12 protein-coding genes are annotated in these 14,957 nt (G+C 34.5%); 3 read left to right on the top strand and 9 right to left on the bottom strand.

Annotated elements, in window-relative coordinates:
- Positions 1 to 9 precede the first annotated feature (9 nt).
- Both H033_RS0100250 and H033_RS0100245 read left to right on the top strand, forming a co-directional pair.
- A complete protein-coding gene (locus H033_RS0100250) occupies positions 10 to 1,926 on the top strand; it encodes a peptide MFS transporter (protein WP_026836521.1) in 1,917 nt (638 codons plus the stop codon).
- Positions 1,927 to 2,151: 225 nt separating this feature from the next.
- On the top strand, positions 2,152 to 2,694 hold the full coding sequence (locus tag H033_RS0100245) for a thioredoxin family protein (RefSeq protein ID WP_026836520.1): 543 nt from the start codon (positions 2,152 to 2,154) through the stop codon (positions 2,692 to 2,694).
- Between the two features lie 100 nt (positions 2,695 to 2,794).
- Here H033_RS0100245 and H033_RS19240 read toward each other — a convergent pair whose 3' ends face one another.
- From H033_RS19240 to surE, 5 genes are all read right to left on the bottom strand, one after another.
- Positions 2,795 to 4,792 (bottom strand): ComEC/Rec2 family competence protein, encoded by a 1,998-nt coding sequence (locus tag H033_RS19240; protein ID WP_231367530.1) that lies wholly within the window; start codon positions 4,790 to 4,792, stop codon positions 2,795 to 2,797.
- A gap of 94 nt (positions 4,793 to 4,886) precedes the next feature.
- A complete protein-coding gene (locus H033_RS0100235; RefSeq protein WP_026836519.1) occupies positions 4,887 to 5,453 on the bottom strand; it encodes a C40 family peptidase in 567 nt (188 codons plus the stop codon).
- A 9-nt stretch (positions 5,454 to 5,462) separates the two neighbouring features.
- On the bottom strand, positions 5,463 to 6,578 hold the full coding sequence (gene lpxB / locus H033_RS0100230; RefSeq protein ID WP_026836518.1) for a lipid-A-disaccharide synthase: 1,116 nt from the start codon (positions 6,576 to 6,578) through the stop codon (positions 5,463 to 5,465).
- 214 nt (positions 6,579 to 6,792) lie between these two features.
- The gene (locus tag H033_RS0100225; protein ID WP_026836517.1) at positions 6,793 to 7,074 is read right to left on the bottom strand and encodes a hypothetical protein; all 282 of its coding nucleotides are present in this window, start codon (positions 7,072 to 7,074) and stop codon (positions 6,793 to 6,795) included.
- Complete coding sequence (gene surE, locus H033_RS0100220; RefSeq protein ID WP_026836516.1) at positions 7,067 to 7,849, bottom strand: 5'/3'-nucleotidase SurE; 783 nt, start codon at positions 7,847 to 7,849, stop codon at positions 7,067 to 7,069. Before surE ends, H033_RS0100225 begins: the two co-directional genes overlap by 8 nt.
- 147 nt (positions 7,850 to 7,996) lie before the next feature.
- Here surE and H033_RS0100215 point away from each other — a divergent pair, with 147 nt between their 5' ends.
- Positions 7,997 to 10,132, top strand: a complete 2,136-nt coding sequence (locus H033_RS0100215) for a carboxy terminal-processing peptidase (RefSeq protein ID WP_026836515.1) — start codon at positions 7,997 to 7,999, stop codon at positions 10,130 to 10,132.
- A gap of 390 nt (positions 10,133 to 10,522) precedes the next feature.
- Here H033_RS0100215 and rodA read toward each other — a convergent pair whose 3' ends face one another.
- The 4 genes from rodA to mreC are packed head-to-tail and all read right to left on the bottom strand — an operon-like array spanning position 10,523 to position 14,955.
- The gene (rodA, locus tag H033_RS0100210; protein WP_026836514.1) at positions 10,523 to 11,770 is read right to left on the bottom strand and encodes a rod shape-determining protein RodA; all 1,248 of its coding nucleotides are present in this window, start codon (positions 11,768 to 11,770) and stop codon (positions 10,523 to 10,525) included.
- Positions 11,770 to 13,638: a penicillin-binding protein 2 gene (gene mrdA / locus H033_RS0100205; protein ID WP_026836513.1), complete on the bottom strand. Its 1,869-nt coding sequence runs from the start codon at positions 13,636 to 13,638 to the stop codon at positions 11,770 to 11,772. Before mrdA ends, rodA begins: the two co-directional genes overlap by 1 nt.
- On the bottom strand, positions 13,635 to 14,141 hold the full coding sequence (locus tag H033_RS0100200) for a hypothetical protein (RefSeq protein WP_026836512.1): 507 nt from the start codon (positions 14,139 to 14,141) through the stop codon (positions 13,635 to 13,637). Before H033_RS0100200 ends, mrdA begins: the two co-directional genes overlap by 4 nt.
- Complete coding sequence (mreC, locus tag H033_RS0100195) at positions 14,134 to 14,955, bottom strand: rod shape-determining protein MreC (protein ID WP_026836511.1); 822 nt, start codon at positions 14,953 to 14,955, stop codon at positions 14,134 to 14,136. Before mreC ends, H033_RS0100200 begins: the two co-directional genes overlap by 8 nt.
- Between the last annotated feature and the right edge of the window lie 2 nt (positions 14,956 to 14,957).

Genomic DNA, 14,957 nt, shown 5'->3' with positions numbered 1-14,957 from the left:
TAAAATTTTATGGCAAATACTGCACCTCCGGCGAATCAAAAAGAGTTATTCGGGCATCCACTAGGATTATATATCTTATTCTTCACAGAAATGTGGGAGCGTTTTTCCTATTATGGGATGCGCGCTATTCTTGTACTATATCTAGTAAGTGCAACAACTGGCGGTAATGCTGGTTTGGGTTGGACTTCTACGGAAGCTCTTGCTCTATATGGTTGGTACACAATGTTAGTTTATGTTGTTTCTATTCCGGGAGGTATTTTAGCCGATAAAGTCTTCGGCCAGAAAAAGGCCGTTTTAATAGGAGGTATTATTTTAGTTTGTGGACATGGAATCCTTGCTGTAGAGGAAATGTGGGCATTTTATACTGGCCTTGGTTTAATTATAGCTGGGGTTGGACTTTTAAAACCGAATATTTCTACTATGGTTGGTGGCCTTTACAAAGAAGGTGATATTAGGCGTGATAAAGGTTTTACGATTTTCTATATCGGGATCAATCTTGGAGCTTTTCTTTCCAGTTTAATTGTAGGTTATGTAGGTGAAAATATTGGATGGCATTACGGATTTGGACTTGCAGGAATTGCAATGGCTTTAGGTCTTCTAGTATATCTTTGGGGGCAAAAATATCTTACTAATGTTGGAAACCTCCTATCAAAAGTAGAGCTTGATGAGGGAGCTTCTTTAGGGAATTTATTTAGTGAGTTATTTAGATCACCAGTTCAATTGATAATTTCAATTATTTTACTTGGAGCTTCAATTTGGGGTTGGTTATCATGGGGATTTGGATATGGACTTTTATTCATATTCTTGACTTTAGTAGTAGCTATGATGCTAATGGTTTATAAAGATCTTACCAGCCAGGTAATGAAAGATAGATATGTGGTAATGCTACTTTCTTTTACTTTGGTAATTGTTTTCTGGGGTGCATTCGAACAAGCGGGTGGTTTAATGAATATTTATGCCTTAGATAAGACCGATAGGATCTTACCTTTTAGCTTACCCTTGATAGGAAATGAGGTGCCAGCTTCCTTTTTTCAATCCTTAAATGCATTATTTATCATACTCTTTGGTGTGATTGTCGCTAATTATTGGGCGAAACGAAAACTTAAGAACAAAGAAGCTTCTTCCATTTTCAAAATGGCAACAGGTGTAATTATCATGGGACTTGGGTTTGTATTTATGGCTGCTGCTTCTCAAGAATATGCATCTAATGGATCAGCAGCAATGTATTGGCTAGTATTGGCCTATTTACTTCACACTATTGGAGAACTTTGTTCTTCACCGGTTGCTTTATCTTTCATTACTAAACTTGCACCAATGAGATATGCCTCTTTAATGATGGGGGTTTATTTTGCGGCTACTGGTTTAGGAAATAAAGTTGCAGGAGTAATAGGGGAATTTTCACAAGGAGAACCTACGAAAATTGAATTGATTGCATCTAGCGGAGAACTAAGCACATTTTTAAATGCTAACGATAGCATCCTGGAAAACAGGGAAAACTTTGAAATAAAGACAAAAATTTATCCAGAAAACGGAGAATTTAAGGCAATAGACCTCAATACAAATGAATCGGTTTTAGATTTAGTAAAATTCGAAAATGAAAATGGCGAGAATGAGATCGTCAAACTGCTAGAAGAAGAGAATGTAACTCAAGAAGATCCTTACTATGCTGTATTCAGCTTTAGAAATAATGATGAAGAATTGTCTAATGAACAATTGGATTATTCTGGAATTGTAATAATTGATGAAGTTCAAACAGAAATGGAGTTTAGAACCTTCTTAGGAATAACCATCTTTACTGTAATCTTTGCATCTATAGTTTTATTCATGCTAAAACCTCTTAAGAGACTTACACATGGTGCAGAAGATGATGAAAGGGAATTACCAGAACAAGAACAGTATGATCTTGGTGAAAAAGATTTTGTTTAATTAGAATCATGGCTGTTGATAAATCTCTTTCGGCCTCTTTTTATTGATCTTTATATTTATGGCTGCAGCGGGAGTACTTATTATCATGTTGTAGCCATTACATAAAATGCTGATATGATGGATTAAATAATTCATTTTTGAATGTCTTCAATATTTATTAAATTTAATCCTTATTGAAGATCGAATTCGGAATGATATTTGAAAATGTGTAGAAAAATAGCAAACATGAAATTATTACTTACTGGTTTACTTGTCTTATTGACCTTTACTGGAATTCAAGCGCAGGAGATCAAATGGATGAGTATGAACGAAGCATTGGAAGCACAGAAGAAGCAGCCAAAAAAGATCTTGATGGATGCTTATACCACTTGGTGTGGGCCTTGTAAGTTGATGGATAAAAACACCTTTACCAATAAAGATGTGGTGAATTATGTGAACAAGCATTTCTATCCTGTTAAATTTGATGCAGAGGGTACAGAAGAAGTGGTGTATAAAGATTTCAAGTATACAAATCCTAATTACGATCCTAATAGAAAAGGTAGAAATAGTCAGCATTTTTTAGCAAATGCCTTAAAAATTAGTGGATACCCTAGTTTGGTGTTCTTTGATGAAAAATCTAATGTAATTGCCCCAGTTGTAGGTTATAGAACTCCGGAGCAATTAGAGATCTTTCTTAAGATGATAGCGAATAACGATTATAAAAAATTAACCTCGGCAGATGCTTGGGGTAAATACGAAAAAGAGTTCAAAGGAACTTTTAAAGATTAAGTGTTAGTTAGTTACCTTCAGTAGTTTTTATCTTAATAAATTCCCGGTGACTTTGTCTCGGGGTTTCCGATTTACCTCTCCTTAAGAGAGATCGTAGCTCCTATTTTCGGTAGGTCCGGGTGAGGATAGATTTTATAATAAAAGCTCCCTTTTCGCCAGTTGCGTGAAAAGGGAGCTTTTTATTTAATGCTGTTTGCCTCCACTTCTCAATAAGGTTTTTGTAGTTACTTCCATCTGCAATTATTTGTTCAGGCTTTAACTCTATAATCAGTCTCTCGAGATTTATTTTTGGAGAATTTGTAAGTAAGATAAGCTTCGGATAAAAGTTAGGCAGATCATAAATTCCCAGACTATCTATTACTAAAATGTCTTTTCCAGTAAATGAATATATATTTTCAACTTTAAAGCTAGTGTCCACTTTTAGTTTATTTCCAATTTCATAATCATTTATAAAAGATGGCTTTTGCTGAATATTGGTAGTGTAATAGTTAAAAGTATTGTTGTGGGTTATTCCAATATCTGTGTTTCGTGCTCTATGAAAGATTACAAACTCATTTATCGGCTTTTGATATTTCTCATAAATGAAGACAAGTTGAATAAATATTATGGAGCTAAATACAAACACTATGTTTTTAAAACTATTCTTTTTCAGAAGAAAGGAAATAGAGATTAGAAAAACGAAGAATACAACACAGAGCATCAGCGAAAATGAAATATCTCTAATTATAAATGTGTCTTTGGAAGCAATATAGGCTACATAATTATTTAAAGCTGAAATCATCCAAGCATAGGTTTTGGATAATAGTATAGGATTTAATCCAATGAGGACAAATAAAATTAAAATGATTCCTGCAGCCAAGATCAATCCCATAAATGGTAGAATAAGAATATTGGAAACAAGAAATAAACCAGGGAACTGATGAAAATAATATAAACTTAAAGGCAAAACCCCAATTTGCGCTGCCAGGGTTACCGAGACTATTTTCCATAGATATCTAAAAAATTTATTTTTAGTGTTTATTATTCTCATAATTGCTGGCTGAAAAACCACAATTGCGAAAACTGCGGAATAACTTAATTGAAACCCGACCTGAAACAGATAGAAAGGATTAATAAGCAGAAGGATTAGTAGTGAAGCAAATAAAGTGTTCAGAATGCTTGTTCTTCTGTTTAATTGCATTCCAATAGCCACGAAGGAGAACATGCTTACAGCGCGTACTACAGAGGGTGAGAGACCCGCAATCAAAGCAAATCCCCATAGAGAAATTAATAGGAACAGTGTTTTAGTGGATTTTCCGTATTTCCATCTATCCATGAAATTCAAAGCCGAGTTGAGCAGGAATAAGATAATCCCTACATGTAACCCAGAAACTGCTAGAATATGTATAACTCCCGCAGCTGCATAGTTCTGCTGAAGCTCGGGAGATAATTCTTGTCTCTGGCCTAATAACAAAGCTTGGATTACAGCAAGTTCATCTTTGCTGAAGTTTTGCTTTTTAAGATTGAAGATTATCTGGTCTCTTAGTTTTCCGGCATAAGATCTTAGAGATGTTGGTAAATTCTTAAGGGTTTGGAACTGATGATTAGAGATATTAAGTTGTTTGTAAACTCCCAATACCTTCATGTACTGACTATAATTGAATTGGTATGGATTTAAGTTTCCTTTTAAATCTTCAAATCGTCCTATAGTGACAAGACGTTGGCCAATCTTAAGATTGGGTGTTAAACTGTCTTTAGATACATTCAAAAGTAATTTTCCTTCTACATAGTTTGAGTTCAGATTAATAAGCTTTAAAATATATCTATCTTGATACATCCCAGGTTTTAATATTTCTAATACTTCAGCAACAATGATAGGAGAACCTTCTTTTAATTCTGTTGGAAAAGAATTTACAATGTGGTCTGGATTATTTTTTGGTAGCTGAGAATAGGAGGTAAGAAACCCTAGATACAGGAACATCATGAAGACCAAAATTCCAAAAACAGGATTTTGAAGAAAACTCCTTTTTGCTAAGAAAAAAGAAATTATGAATGTTAGAAAAAGTACAACGCCAGTTATTAAAATTATAAATGACGAAAATTCAAAATAAGAACCCAATAGTATCCCGACTATTAGAAAAAATGTAAGCCTGATAAGTGTGAAATTATACAATCTTCAAAAAGTCTTAATTACTCTTGAAGATAGTAAATAATTAGATCACTCGTCTTGCCATCACAAAATGGTCAAACCAGTAATTATCTGCTAAAGAAGATATTATAACGCCTTTGGAAGACGAAGAGTGGATAAATAAAATATGACCCGGTTGAATCTCTATAACTAATCCCACATGATTTATCACTTTTTTGTTCTTATTGGTCTCAAAAAATAAGAGATCTCCAATATTTACATCTACTAGAGATAAGCGCTCACCTTCTAGGGACATCGCTCTAGAAGACCTTGGTAGTTCTATGTTTTCTTTTAAAAATGAGGTAAATACTAGGCCAGAACAATCCATTCCTTTTTCTGTGGTACCTCCATATTTATATTTTGTTCCCTGAAATTTTAGGGCAGTTGTAGTAATATTATAGACTCTTTTGTCTTTTGGTTCCTCTGAGGCAGGGGCTGTATTTACCTTGTTTTCTGGAGCCTTGTGATAGATTATAACTTCGTTTGCATTCAATTTTTGTTGCACTACAGCTCTTTTAGATCTGGAGGCCCCACAACTGCTAAGTAATAAAGCGAATAGGGAGAAAAATACATAGTAAGATAATCTACTCATATAAAAATGCTATTTCTTAATACTCTTATAAATTAGTTGGGCAGTCTTTTCACTAGCTCCTGCGCCCCCTAACTTTCTTTCTAACTCAAAGTATGCTTCAAATATTGTTTCCCTGTTCTTTGTATCCAATATTTTATTCAATTCTATTTTTAATTTTTTCGAATTAAAGTCATTCTGAATTAATTCTGTAACTACTTCTTTATCCATAATCAAATTAACCAACGAAATATAGTCTAAATCCACTACCCTTTTTGCTATCTGATAAGAAATTGTACTTCCTTTATAACAAACGACTTCCGGTACCTTAAACAAGGCTGTTTCTAAAGTTGCTGTCCCGGATGTCACTAAGGCCGCAGCAGAAAGGCTTAATACATCGTAGGTTCTATTCAGTACTAAATGAACATTTTTCTTTTTGATAAAGGGTTTATAAAATTCTGCATCCTGGCTAGGAGCTCCGGCAATAACAAATTGATATTCTTTAAAATCCTCGGTAATACTCAACATGGTTTCCAACATCTTGGAGATCTCCTGTTTTCGACTCCCTGGCAACAATGCGATAATCGGTCTTTCGTCTAGATTATGTTTTTTTCTGAATTCATCTGGAACAACCAAATCCTTCTTCGCGATTGCATCTAAAAGAGGGTGGCCAACAAAATGTACTGGGAACTGATGCTTTTCTTCATAAAATTCTTTTTCGAAAGGAAGGATCACATACATTTCATCTACATCTCGTTTTATTGCATTTATCCTATTCTCTTTCCAGGCCCAGATCTGTGGAGAAATATAATATTGTGTAGAAATATTTAGCTCTTTTGCCCATTTGGCAATACGCATATTAAAGCCGGGATAATCTATAAAAATAATGGTGTCTGGCTTGTATTTCAGAATATCATTTTTACAAACCTTAATATTCTTTAATATGGTTCTTAGATTTGCAATCACCTCTAAGAATCCCATAAAGGCTAATTCCCTATAGTGCTTTACCAGAGTTCCCCCAGCTTCTTGCATAAGGTCTCCGCCCCAAAATCTGAATTCAGCTTCTGGATCTGCTTTTTTTAAAGCTAACATTAAATTGGAAGCATGTAAATCGCCGGAAGCTTCACCTGCAATAAGGTAATATTTCATTCAAAGGGATTTTAAGTATTGAAAGTTATCAAATTGTTATCTATGTACTCTTTGCTGCTTTTCTATAATATGGTTGAAATGTCAAATCGAGCGGAGTCGAGATACTATTATTTCAATTCTTTGATAGAAACAAACTCTTTAAATCTTATTAATTTATTTTGAAAAATGAATGCCAATTGAACATTTAATCAAATTCCCAAATTTTCCGACGCTATCAAATAAATTTGGTAACTGCTATAACCACTGCCATAAGTACGGTCGCTAAGAGCACACCTCTTGCCTTGTAGAGCTGGTTCTTTTTTATAAAAACAAAAAAGGGAAAAAAATTTAAGATCGCTCCAAGCGCTATAATTTTACCTAAATAATCATTCTGAAGGGCATCATGAAGTGTAGCCTCCAGATCCATTTTCGAAAATATAAGAATATAAAAGAAAATCCCGGCTGCGTTGGTTAATAATCCAATTAGAAAACCAATAAGAACGTGTTTCTTAATCATTTAGTCCCCAGTCGTTAAGATCTTTAATATAGTGATGTGCAGTAAGGTCAAATTGAACAGGGACTACAGATACATAGCCATTTTCTAAGGCCCATTCATCTGTATCCTGCCCACTATCTTCATTCACAAACTTACCAGTCAGCCAATAGTAATCTCTTCCCTGCGGACTAGTTCTTTTATCGAATTCCTCTACCCAATAGGCTTTGGCTTGCCTACATATTTTGATTCCTTTAATTTCTTTCTCCTTTAGCTTGGGTAAGTTCACATTCAAAACCACACCTTTCGGAAGTCCATTTTTGAGAACTTTTCTTGTAATTGCTTTTATAAATTTCTTGGTAGGTTCAAAGTCGGCACTTAAAGAATAATCCAATAGTGAAAATCCAATTGCGGGAATTCCTTCAATCCCAGCTTCTACAGCAGCGCTCATAGTCCCAGAGTAGATCACATTAATAGAGGAATTAGAACCATGGTTTATTCCACTCACGCAGAGATCTGGTTTTCGGTGTAAAATTTCTTGGGTTGCAATTTTCACACAATCTGCTGGAGTCCCAGAGCAACTATATTCTTTATGAGTATATTTTTTATTGATTTTAACCTCGTCGCAGTAAAGTGTATCTGTAATAGTAATTGCATGTCCCATGGCACTTTGGGGGCTATCTGGAGCAACAACAATTACATCGCCTAATTCTTTCATCACCTCAATCAATGTGCGAATTCCCGGAGCGGTGATTCCATCATCATTTGTGACTAAAATAAGCGGTTTCTCTTTAGACATAAGTAAATATTTTAAGGGTGCTAAAATTATAATTCCCAAAGGAAAGCTTATCTTAGACGTCTAACAAATTATTTGTGCAAATGATGAGGGTTGGCACAATTTTTACTATATCTAGATTGATATTAAATGATGAAATATATTCGCTTTATGAAAAGGAACTATAAATTTTTGGTGTTAGTGTTGCTTATGGCGGCCGCATCGTGCAGCTTTACTACAAAAACTTTCAATGACCCCAATAAAGATAAATTATTAATAGATCTTATTACCTATGTCCTAGAGAAAGGACATTACGATGCTAAGACTATAGACGATGGTTTTTCAAAAGAAGTCTATAAAGATTATTTAGATGCAATAGATCCCTTAAAACGATTTTTCTACGAGAAAGATGTGAAGGAGTTTGTTGTTTATCAAGATAAGATAGATGATCAGATAAGAGGAAAAGATCTTGCTTTTTTCAATTTAACACACGATAGGTTACTGGAAAGAATGAAAGAGGTTCGAGGAATTTATAAAGAGATTCTAGCTCAACCTTTTGATTTTTCTGAAGAAGAAGATATCAATACCAACTACGAGGAGATAGATTATATTTCTTCTAGAGCAGAATTAAAAGAGCGTTGGAGAAAGCAACTAAAATTTAGCACCTTAGGAAATTTTTACAATAGTAAAGAGGATCAGGAAAAAGCATTAGAAAAAGATTCTTCTTATAAAGTGAAATCTGATGTGGAGTTGGAGAAAGAGGCTAGGGAAGCTGTTCTAACATCTATGGACGAGTATTTTGATTTTAGTGAAGAACTAGAGCGTAAAGATTATTTCTCAGTTTATATTAATGCCATTGTAGAGGAATTCGATCCGCATACATTTTATTTTGCCCCACAAGATAAAGATAGATTTGACATTGCAATGTCTGGGAAACTGGAAGGAATTGGAGCTAGACTACAAAAGAAAAGCGATAATATTACCATCATGGAAGTCATCTCTGGTGGGCCAGCCTGGTTGAGTGATAAATTAAGCGAAGGGGATATCATTTTAAAAGTTAAGCAAGAAGATGAAGAACTTCCGGTAAGTATTGTGGGAATGAGATTAGATGATGCTGTTAATCTAATAAAAGGACCTAAGGATTCTAAAGTTACTTTGACAGTTAAGAAAAAGATGATGGGTAACATTGAGGATATTACCATTACAAGAGATATTGTAGAATTAGAAGAAACTTATGCAAAATCTGCTTTGGTTAATAAGAACGGAAGAGAATTTGGACTTATAAACTTGCCTAAATTCTATTTTGATATGGAAAATTATGCAGATAGAAATGCTGCTTCAGATGTTGAAAAGGAAATTATAAGGTTGAAAAAAGCAGGAATGGAAGGTCTTGTTCTAGATCTTAGAAATAATGGTGGTGGGTCCCTTAAAACAGTTGTAGATATTGCTGGATTATTTATAGAAAAAGGACCTGTAGTTCAGGTGAAAAGTAAAGGGGAAGGTCAGGAGATTTTAGAAGATCAAGATCCAAGTATTCTATGGGACGGCCCTTTAGTAATATTAGTAAATGAATTATCTGCTTCAGCTTCAGAAATTCTTGCGGCTGCAATGCAAGATTATAAGAGAGCGATTATTATCGGAAGCAAACAAACTTATGGTAAGGGTACAGTTCAAAATGTAATAGATCTTAATCAAACCGTGAGAAGTAACGAATATGGAGATCTTGGAGCATTAAAATTAACCACTCAGAAGTTCTATAGAGTAAATGGAGGTTCTACCCAGTTAGAAGGCGTTAAAAGTGATGTGGTTGTTCCAGATAGATATAGCTTTATAGATATAGGTGAGAAAGATTATGAAAACCCATTGCCTTGGGATCAAATAAAACCTGCTAAATATAAAATTTGGGATGGTTATATAGATTTTGAAGATGCTATTAAAAACAGTAATGAGAGAATGACTAACAATGCACAATTAAATCTTATTGCTGAAAATGCAAAGTGGGTAAAAGATCAAAGAGATGAGGAAACGTATCCTTTGAACTATGCAGCTTATCAAAATCATAGATTGCTTACAGAAAAAGATGCTAAGAGATTCGATGCTATTTCAGATTATACTTCTAATCTTACCTATGAATCCTTGCCTTATGAAATTGAAATATCTATGACGGATACTATCTTAAGAGAAAAGAGAGACAGATGGCACGAGAGTTTAACTGGAGATGTTTATGTAGAAGAGGCTATTAATGTTCTTGAAGATATTAAGGTCAATAACATTAAAAGAGATAAGGTAGCTAACATTAAGAATTAAAAGTTTTCTAAGAGTCTGTTTAAAGAGTTTAATACGTCAAAAAATTGTAGGATAATCATCCGAAATATTTCAATTTCTAAGTTTAATTAGTTGAAATCTTGAAATAATTCCTGATACTACCTTCAAAAGTATGATGTAAATACAAATCTTTTAAACAGGCTCTTTACTATGTCTGCAACTTTCCTATGAATTTCCTATGAAGAGAAAATATATTTATCCGGTTATAATCCTTGCTGTTGCTTTGCTATTGGTTTTAGTAGAAAGATGTAAATAAAACTCTCTTGAATCAAGAAGCCTGAAGTAAGACAACTAGTTATTTTCCGATGATTCGGGAGAAAAATCGAGGAATCCCGAGCCATCAGGATGGTGCACTAAACCCTCAATGTAGGATTAAAAGGCCATTCTTTCAGAATCTAGCTTTATAAAGATAAAGAGTAAGATAGTAAAGCCCCATAAACCAGAGCCTCCATAGCTAAAGAAAGGAAGTGGTATTCCAACAGTTGGAAAAATCCCTGTTACCATTCCTATATTCACCAGAAAGTGAATAAACATAATCCCCACTAGGCTGTATCCATACACTCTATGAAATGTAGATTTCTGCCGCTCTGCAAGAAATAATAATCTAAAGAGTAGGCCCATAAATAAAAGCACTACTAAAGAGGTTCCTAGAAATCCCCATTCCTCACCAACGGTACTAAATATATAATCTGTGTGCTGCTCTGGAACAAATTGACCTTTGGTTTGTGTACCTTCTGTCCAGCCTTTACCTAACCAGCCTCCACTACCAATTGCAATTTCACTCTGATTGGTGTTATATCCAATTCCCCTAGCATCTACTTCTTTTCCTAAAACTATATTGAAGCGATCCCTATGGCGTTGTTCAAATACATTCTCAAAGATATAATCTACAGAATAAGAAAGTGCAACCGCACCTATAATAATCCCTAATATAACAAGGGGTTTCGGGCGTCTCCTTTTTTTCTGAAGCAAGCTTAGTAAACTAATGATAACGACCGCAATGGCTACATACAATGGCCCAAGAACCAAGGTTAATATAAAAACAGTTATTCCAGCAAACCCTAAGAATAAGTAAATTCCAGATAGTCCTTCTCTATATAGCGGGAATAGAAATGCTGCGTATACCATAGCGCTTCCTGCGTCTGGTTGAGGTAAAATAATAAGAGCAGGTAAAACGATTATAAAAAATGCCTTAAGCTGATGTGAGAATAATTTAATATTTGTTTGAATGTCTCCAAGGTAATTTGCGAGTGCCAGCGTAGTACCAACTTTCGCGAATTCAGCTGGCTGAATGCTTACTCCGCCAAATACATACCATGAAGTAGCTCCGTTAATGGTCTTTCCGAAGGCAAAGAGCCCTAAAATGGAAACAAGTGATATTATATAGAAAACACTCGAGAACTTCATGTAGAACTTAGCCTCAATAGATAATATGATGATGATCATAAATAAACCGAGTATGATCCAAATAGCCTGTTTCCCATAGATCTCGTTGAAATCAAAAATCCCGGAAGGAGCATCTCCAAGTGAAGCTGAATATATATTCATCCACCCAAAGCTTATGAGTAAAAGGTAAATTAAAATGGTTATCCAATCAAAACTAATAGTGCCTTTCGCCATTATTTATTAATTGAGAAAGGTTCTCCACTAAGTGGCTTTAAGTATTCATCTTCCAAACTATGAGTGAGTATCCAATTTTCCATATCCTCTCTAGAAATGCTTTTTTTAAGATATTTTTCTATCATTAAACTTGCAATTCTACCGGCATATCTACCTCCCCAATACCCGTTTTCAACAAATACTGCGATGGCAATTTTAGGATTTTCCACTGGTGCAAATGCAATAAATATAGAATGATCTGTTAGTTGTGTTCTCTTACCGTTAATTTTGGTGAAATTTTCTGCAGTTCCAGTTTTTCCGGCTATTTCAATTCCGGGTATTTGTAAAGCAGATGCGGTACCAACTTTATATACTTGGTGCATTCCTTCTATAACCGGAATGAAATGCTCACTATCTATAGTGGTGAAGTTTTTCTTAGTAAAATCTGGGTCAGATATTGGATCTCCTTCGATATTTTTTAAAATATGTGGGGTATAAAACCAGCCTTTGTTGGCAATAGTGGCGGTCATATTAGCTAATTGTATAGGGGTCATTAATACTTCTCCTTGTCCAATAGCATTAGAAATAGTTGCGGTTGCATACCATTTGTAAGTTGGATATTCGTAGATCTTATTGTAATATTCGGCATTTGGAATTTTTCCCGACCTTCCCGCAGGCAAATCGTAGCCTAAGAACTCTCCTAAACCAAAACTATTTAAATGTTTCGCCCAGGTATCTATACCTTCCTGTGGGGTAGGATATTTTTCTATAATCCTCCTATAGACGTTAGCAAAATAGGCATTACAAGATTGAGCAATTCCCGGGATCATATCTAATGGGCTCGCATGGGCATGACAGCCTAATTTTCTACCTCGTCCATACACATAGCCTCTGTTACAAGAAAACTTATCGTGAATATCCACAACGTCTTCTTGTAAAGCTATAAGCGCATTGATCGTCTTAAATGGTGAACCCGGTGGGTATTCAGCTAACAAACCTCTATCGTATAAAGGTCTTGCAATAGTGTCGTAATAAAGTTCGGTGAAATTCGCAGAGCGTTGCCTTCCCATAAGTAGAGCAGGATCATAACTTGGAGCTGTGATAAGTGATAGGATCTCACCAGTGGCAGGTTCTATTGCTACAATTCCTCCACGCTTGTTCTCCATCAATTTTTCGCCATAAGCTTGCAGCATGGCATCTATAGAAAGAGTGACATCTTTTCCTTTTTTTGGTAGAGTATCAAAAATCCCTTCTTTAAATGGCCCAATATCTCTATTAAATCTATCTTTCTGAATGTATTTTACGCCTTTTATACCTCTAAGCAATTCCTCATACTGACCTTCAACCCCTTGTTTTCCAATTAAATCTCCAGAAATATAATAGGGATTTTCATCAATTATTTTATTGTTTACTTCAGCAATATAGCCTAAGACATTGGAACCGTTTTGGGTCTGATAATCCCGTAAAGATCTCTTCTGGATATAAAAGCCTGGATATTTCCGCATTTTCTCCTGAAGGTATGCATACTCAGATTTTGTGAGTTGAGGTACAATAATAGAGGGGAGTCTCGGAGAATATATTTTTGCCTTGTCTAGTTTCTTTGAAAGTTGTTCTGGAGTGATTTTTAAGATGTTGCAAAATTCTGCAGTGTCAAAGGGCTTTATATTTCTTGGGATGGCCATTACGTCATACGAAGGTTGATTAGAAACCAACAATTCCCCATTTCTATCAAAAATATAACCTCGCTGAGGATAATCGTAAACCACCTTTATTGCATTGTCTTCACTTAAACCGGCGAAGGATTCATTTACAATCTGCAGATAGAATAATCGGCCTATAAAAATAAAGCCAGTGGTAATAATTATAATGTACAGCAACAGCCTTCTCATCGTCTTTTCGTTTTAAATAATGTCAAACTAATTAAGACTAAAAGTATAGTGAAAATACTCGTGAAAACAGTCTTTTTCAGAATTAAATAGATATGAGAAAAATTGAACATTTCCAAAATGAAAAGCAATAAATTATGAAGAAGCACCACAAGAAAAATATAACTCAGTCTTGCTCCATATGGGGTGTTGGATAATTTTACTGTTTGGTAATCGTAACTTATTCCGAAAGAAAACCGTAATATAATAGGGCGGATATATGCTATAAATACAGAAGCCGCGGCATGTATTCCTCCACTATCTTCAAAAGTGTCTATGCTTAGCCCTAATAAAAAAGCTACTAGCATAAATAAACCTTGTGGAGTGTTAAAAGGATAAAGAATTAAAAACAGGATGTATAGATATGGATTTATAAAACCCAAAAAATTGATATTATTAAGAAGTAAGACTTGCAATAAGACCAAGACCACAAACCGGATGCTATTAGAGATAATTGTATTAGTCATCTATTTCCTCCAGTTCTTTTATTTCTTTTCTATCCTTATTTACAATAACATACACATGACCAATATTGGTCATGTCATTAAATAATTTGATATCTATTGTGAAATAACTTTTATTTTCATCTAACTCAAAACCTACAATATTTCCAATTGGGATACCGCGAGGAAAAATCAAGGATTTCCCACCTGTTATAATAGTGTCACCTTTTTTAACCGGAGCCAATCTGGGAACATCTATTAACTGTACAATATTGGGATCTTTTCCATTCCAGATCAAAGACCCGAAGTGATTGGTTTTTTTGAGTTGCGCGTTTATTTTAGAATCGCTATTGAGAATTGAGATAACTCTGGAGTATTTTCTAGAAACATTATCTATTATTCCTACAATACCTTGACTGGTTACTACTCCTGATTCTTGAACTATATTGTCTTTTTCACCTTTGTCCAAAGTGATGTAATTATCTACTTTGGAAAAATTATTATTTATGACTCTTGCTGTTCTAAATTGATAAACCCCTTCATAGATGGTAGAATCGATAAAAGTTTCCTCGAAAATGGTATCCGGAATATTGGAAAGTTTATTCCTTAATTCATTATTCTCCTCTAAAAGACGTTCGTTATACTCTTCCAGGTAAAAATAAGCCTGAATGCTATTCGCTTTTTTATAAATACCACCGGTTATAAAATTGGCAGAGCTTATAAATTTACTTTTATGAAAAGTATGAGATTGAATTGTTAAAAATATAGATAAGCCAAACAGCAACAGAAATAAAATGTTATTCTTATTGCGGATAAGAAAATTGAAAATCTGCTGCATGG

It is taken from the genome of Gillisia sp. JM1 (assembly GCF_000424645.1).
GTDB lineage: Bacteria > Bacteroidota > Bacteroidia > Flavobacteriales > Flavobacteriaceae > Gillisia.
Note: the sequence above shows the minus strand (reverse complement) of the source record. Positions and strands in the feature narration are given on the sequence as shown.

Bases quoted from the DNA above. Each gene is read 5' to 3' on its own strand.
- H033_RS0100250 (WP_026836521.1), top strand. From the start codon at position 10: ATGGCAAATACTGCACCTCCGGCGAATCAAAAAGAGTTATTCGGGCAT.
- H033_RS0100215 (WP_026836515.1), top strand. From the start codon at position 7,997: ATGAAAAGGAACTATAAATTTTTGGTGTTAGTGTTGCTTATGGCGGCC.
- H033_RS0100225 (WP_026836517.1), bottom strand. From the start codon at position 7,074: ATGATTAAGAAACACGTTCTTATTGGTTTTCTAATTGGATTATTAACC.
- rodA (WP_026836514.1), bottom strand. From the start codon at position 11,770: ATGGCGAAAGGCACTATTAGTTTTGATTGGATAACCATTTTAATTTAC.
- surE (WP_026836516.1), bottom strand. From the start codon at position 7,849: ATGTCTAAAGAGAAACCGCTTATTTTAGTCACAAATGATGATGGAATC.
- lpxB (WP_026836518.1), bottom strand. From the start codon at position 6,578: ATGAAATATTACCTTATTGCAGGTGAAGCTTCCGGCGATTTACATGCT.
- mrdA (WP_026836513.1), bottom strand. From the start codon at position 13,638: ATGAGAAGGCTGTTGCTGTACATTATAATTATTACCACTGGCTTTATT.
- H033_RS0100245 (WP_026836520.1), top strand. From the start codon at position 2,152: ATGAAATTATTACTTACTGGTTTACTTGTCTTATTGACCTTTACTGGA.
- H033_RS0100200 (WP_026836512.1), bottom strand. From the start codon at position 14,141: ATGACTAATACAATTATCTCTAATAGCATCCGGTTTGTGGTCTTGGTC.
- H033_RS0100235 (WP_026836519.1), bottom strand. From the start codon at position 5,453: ATGAGTAGATTATCTTACTATGTATTTTTCTCCCTATTCGCTTTATTA.
- mreC (WP_026836511.1), bottom strand. From the start codon at position 14,955: ATGCAGCAGATTTTCAATTTTCTTATCCGCAATAAGAATAACATTTTA.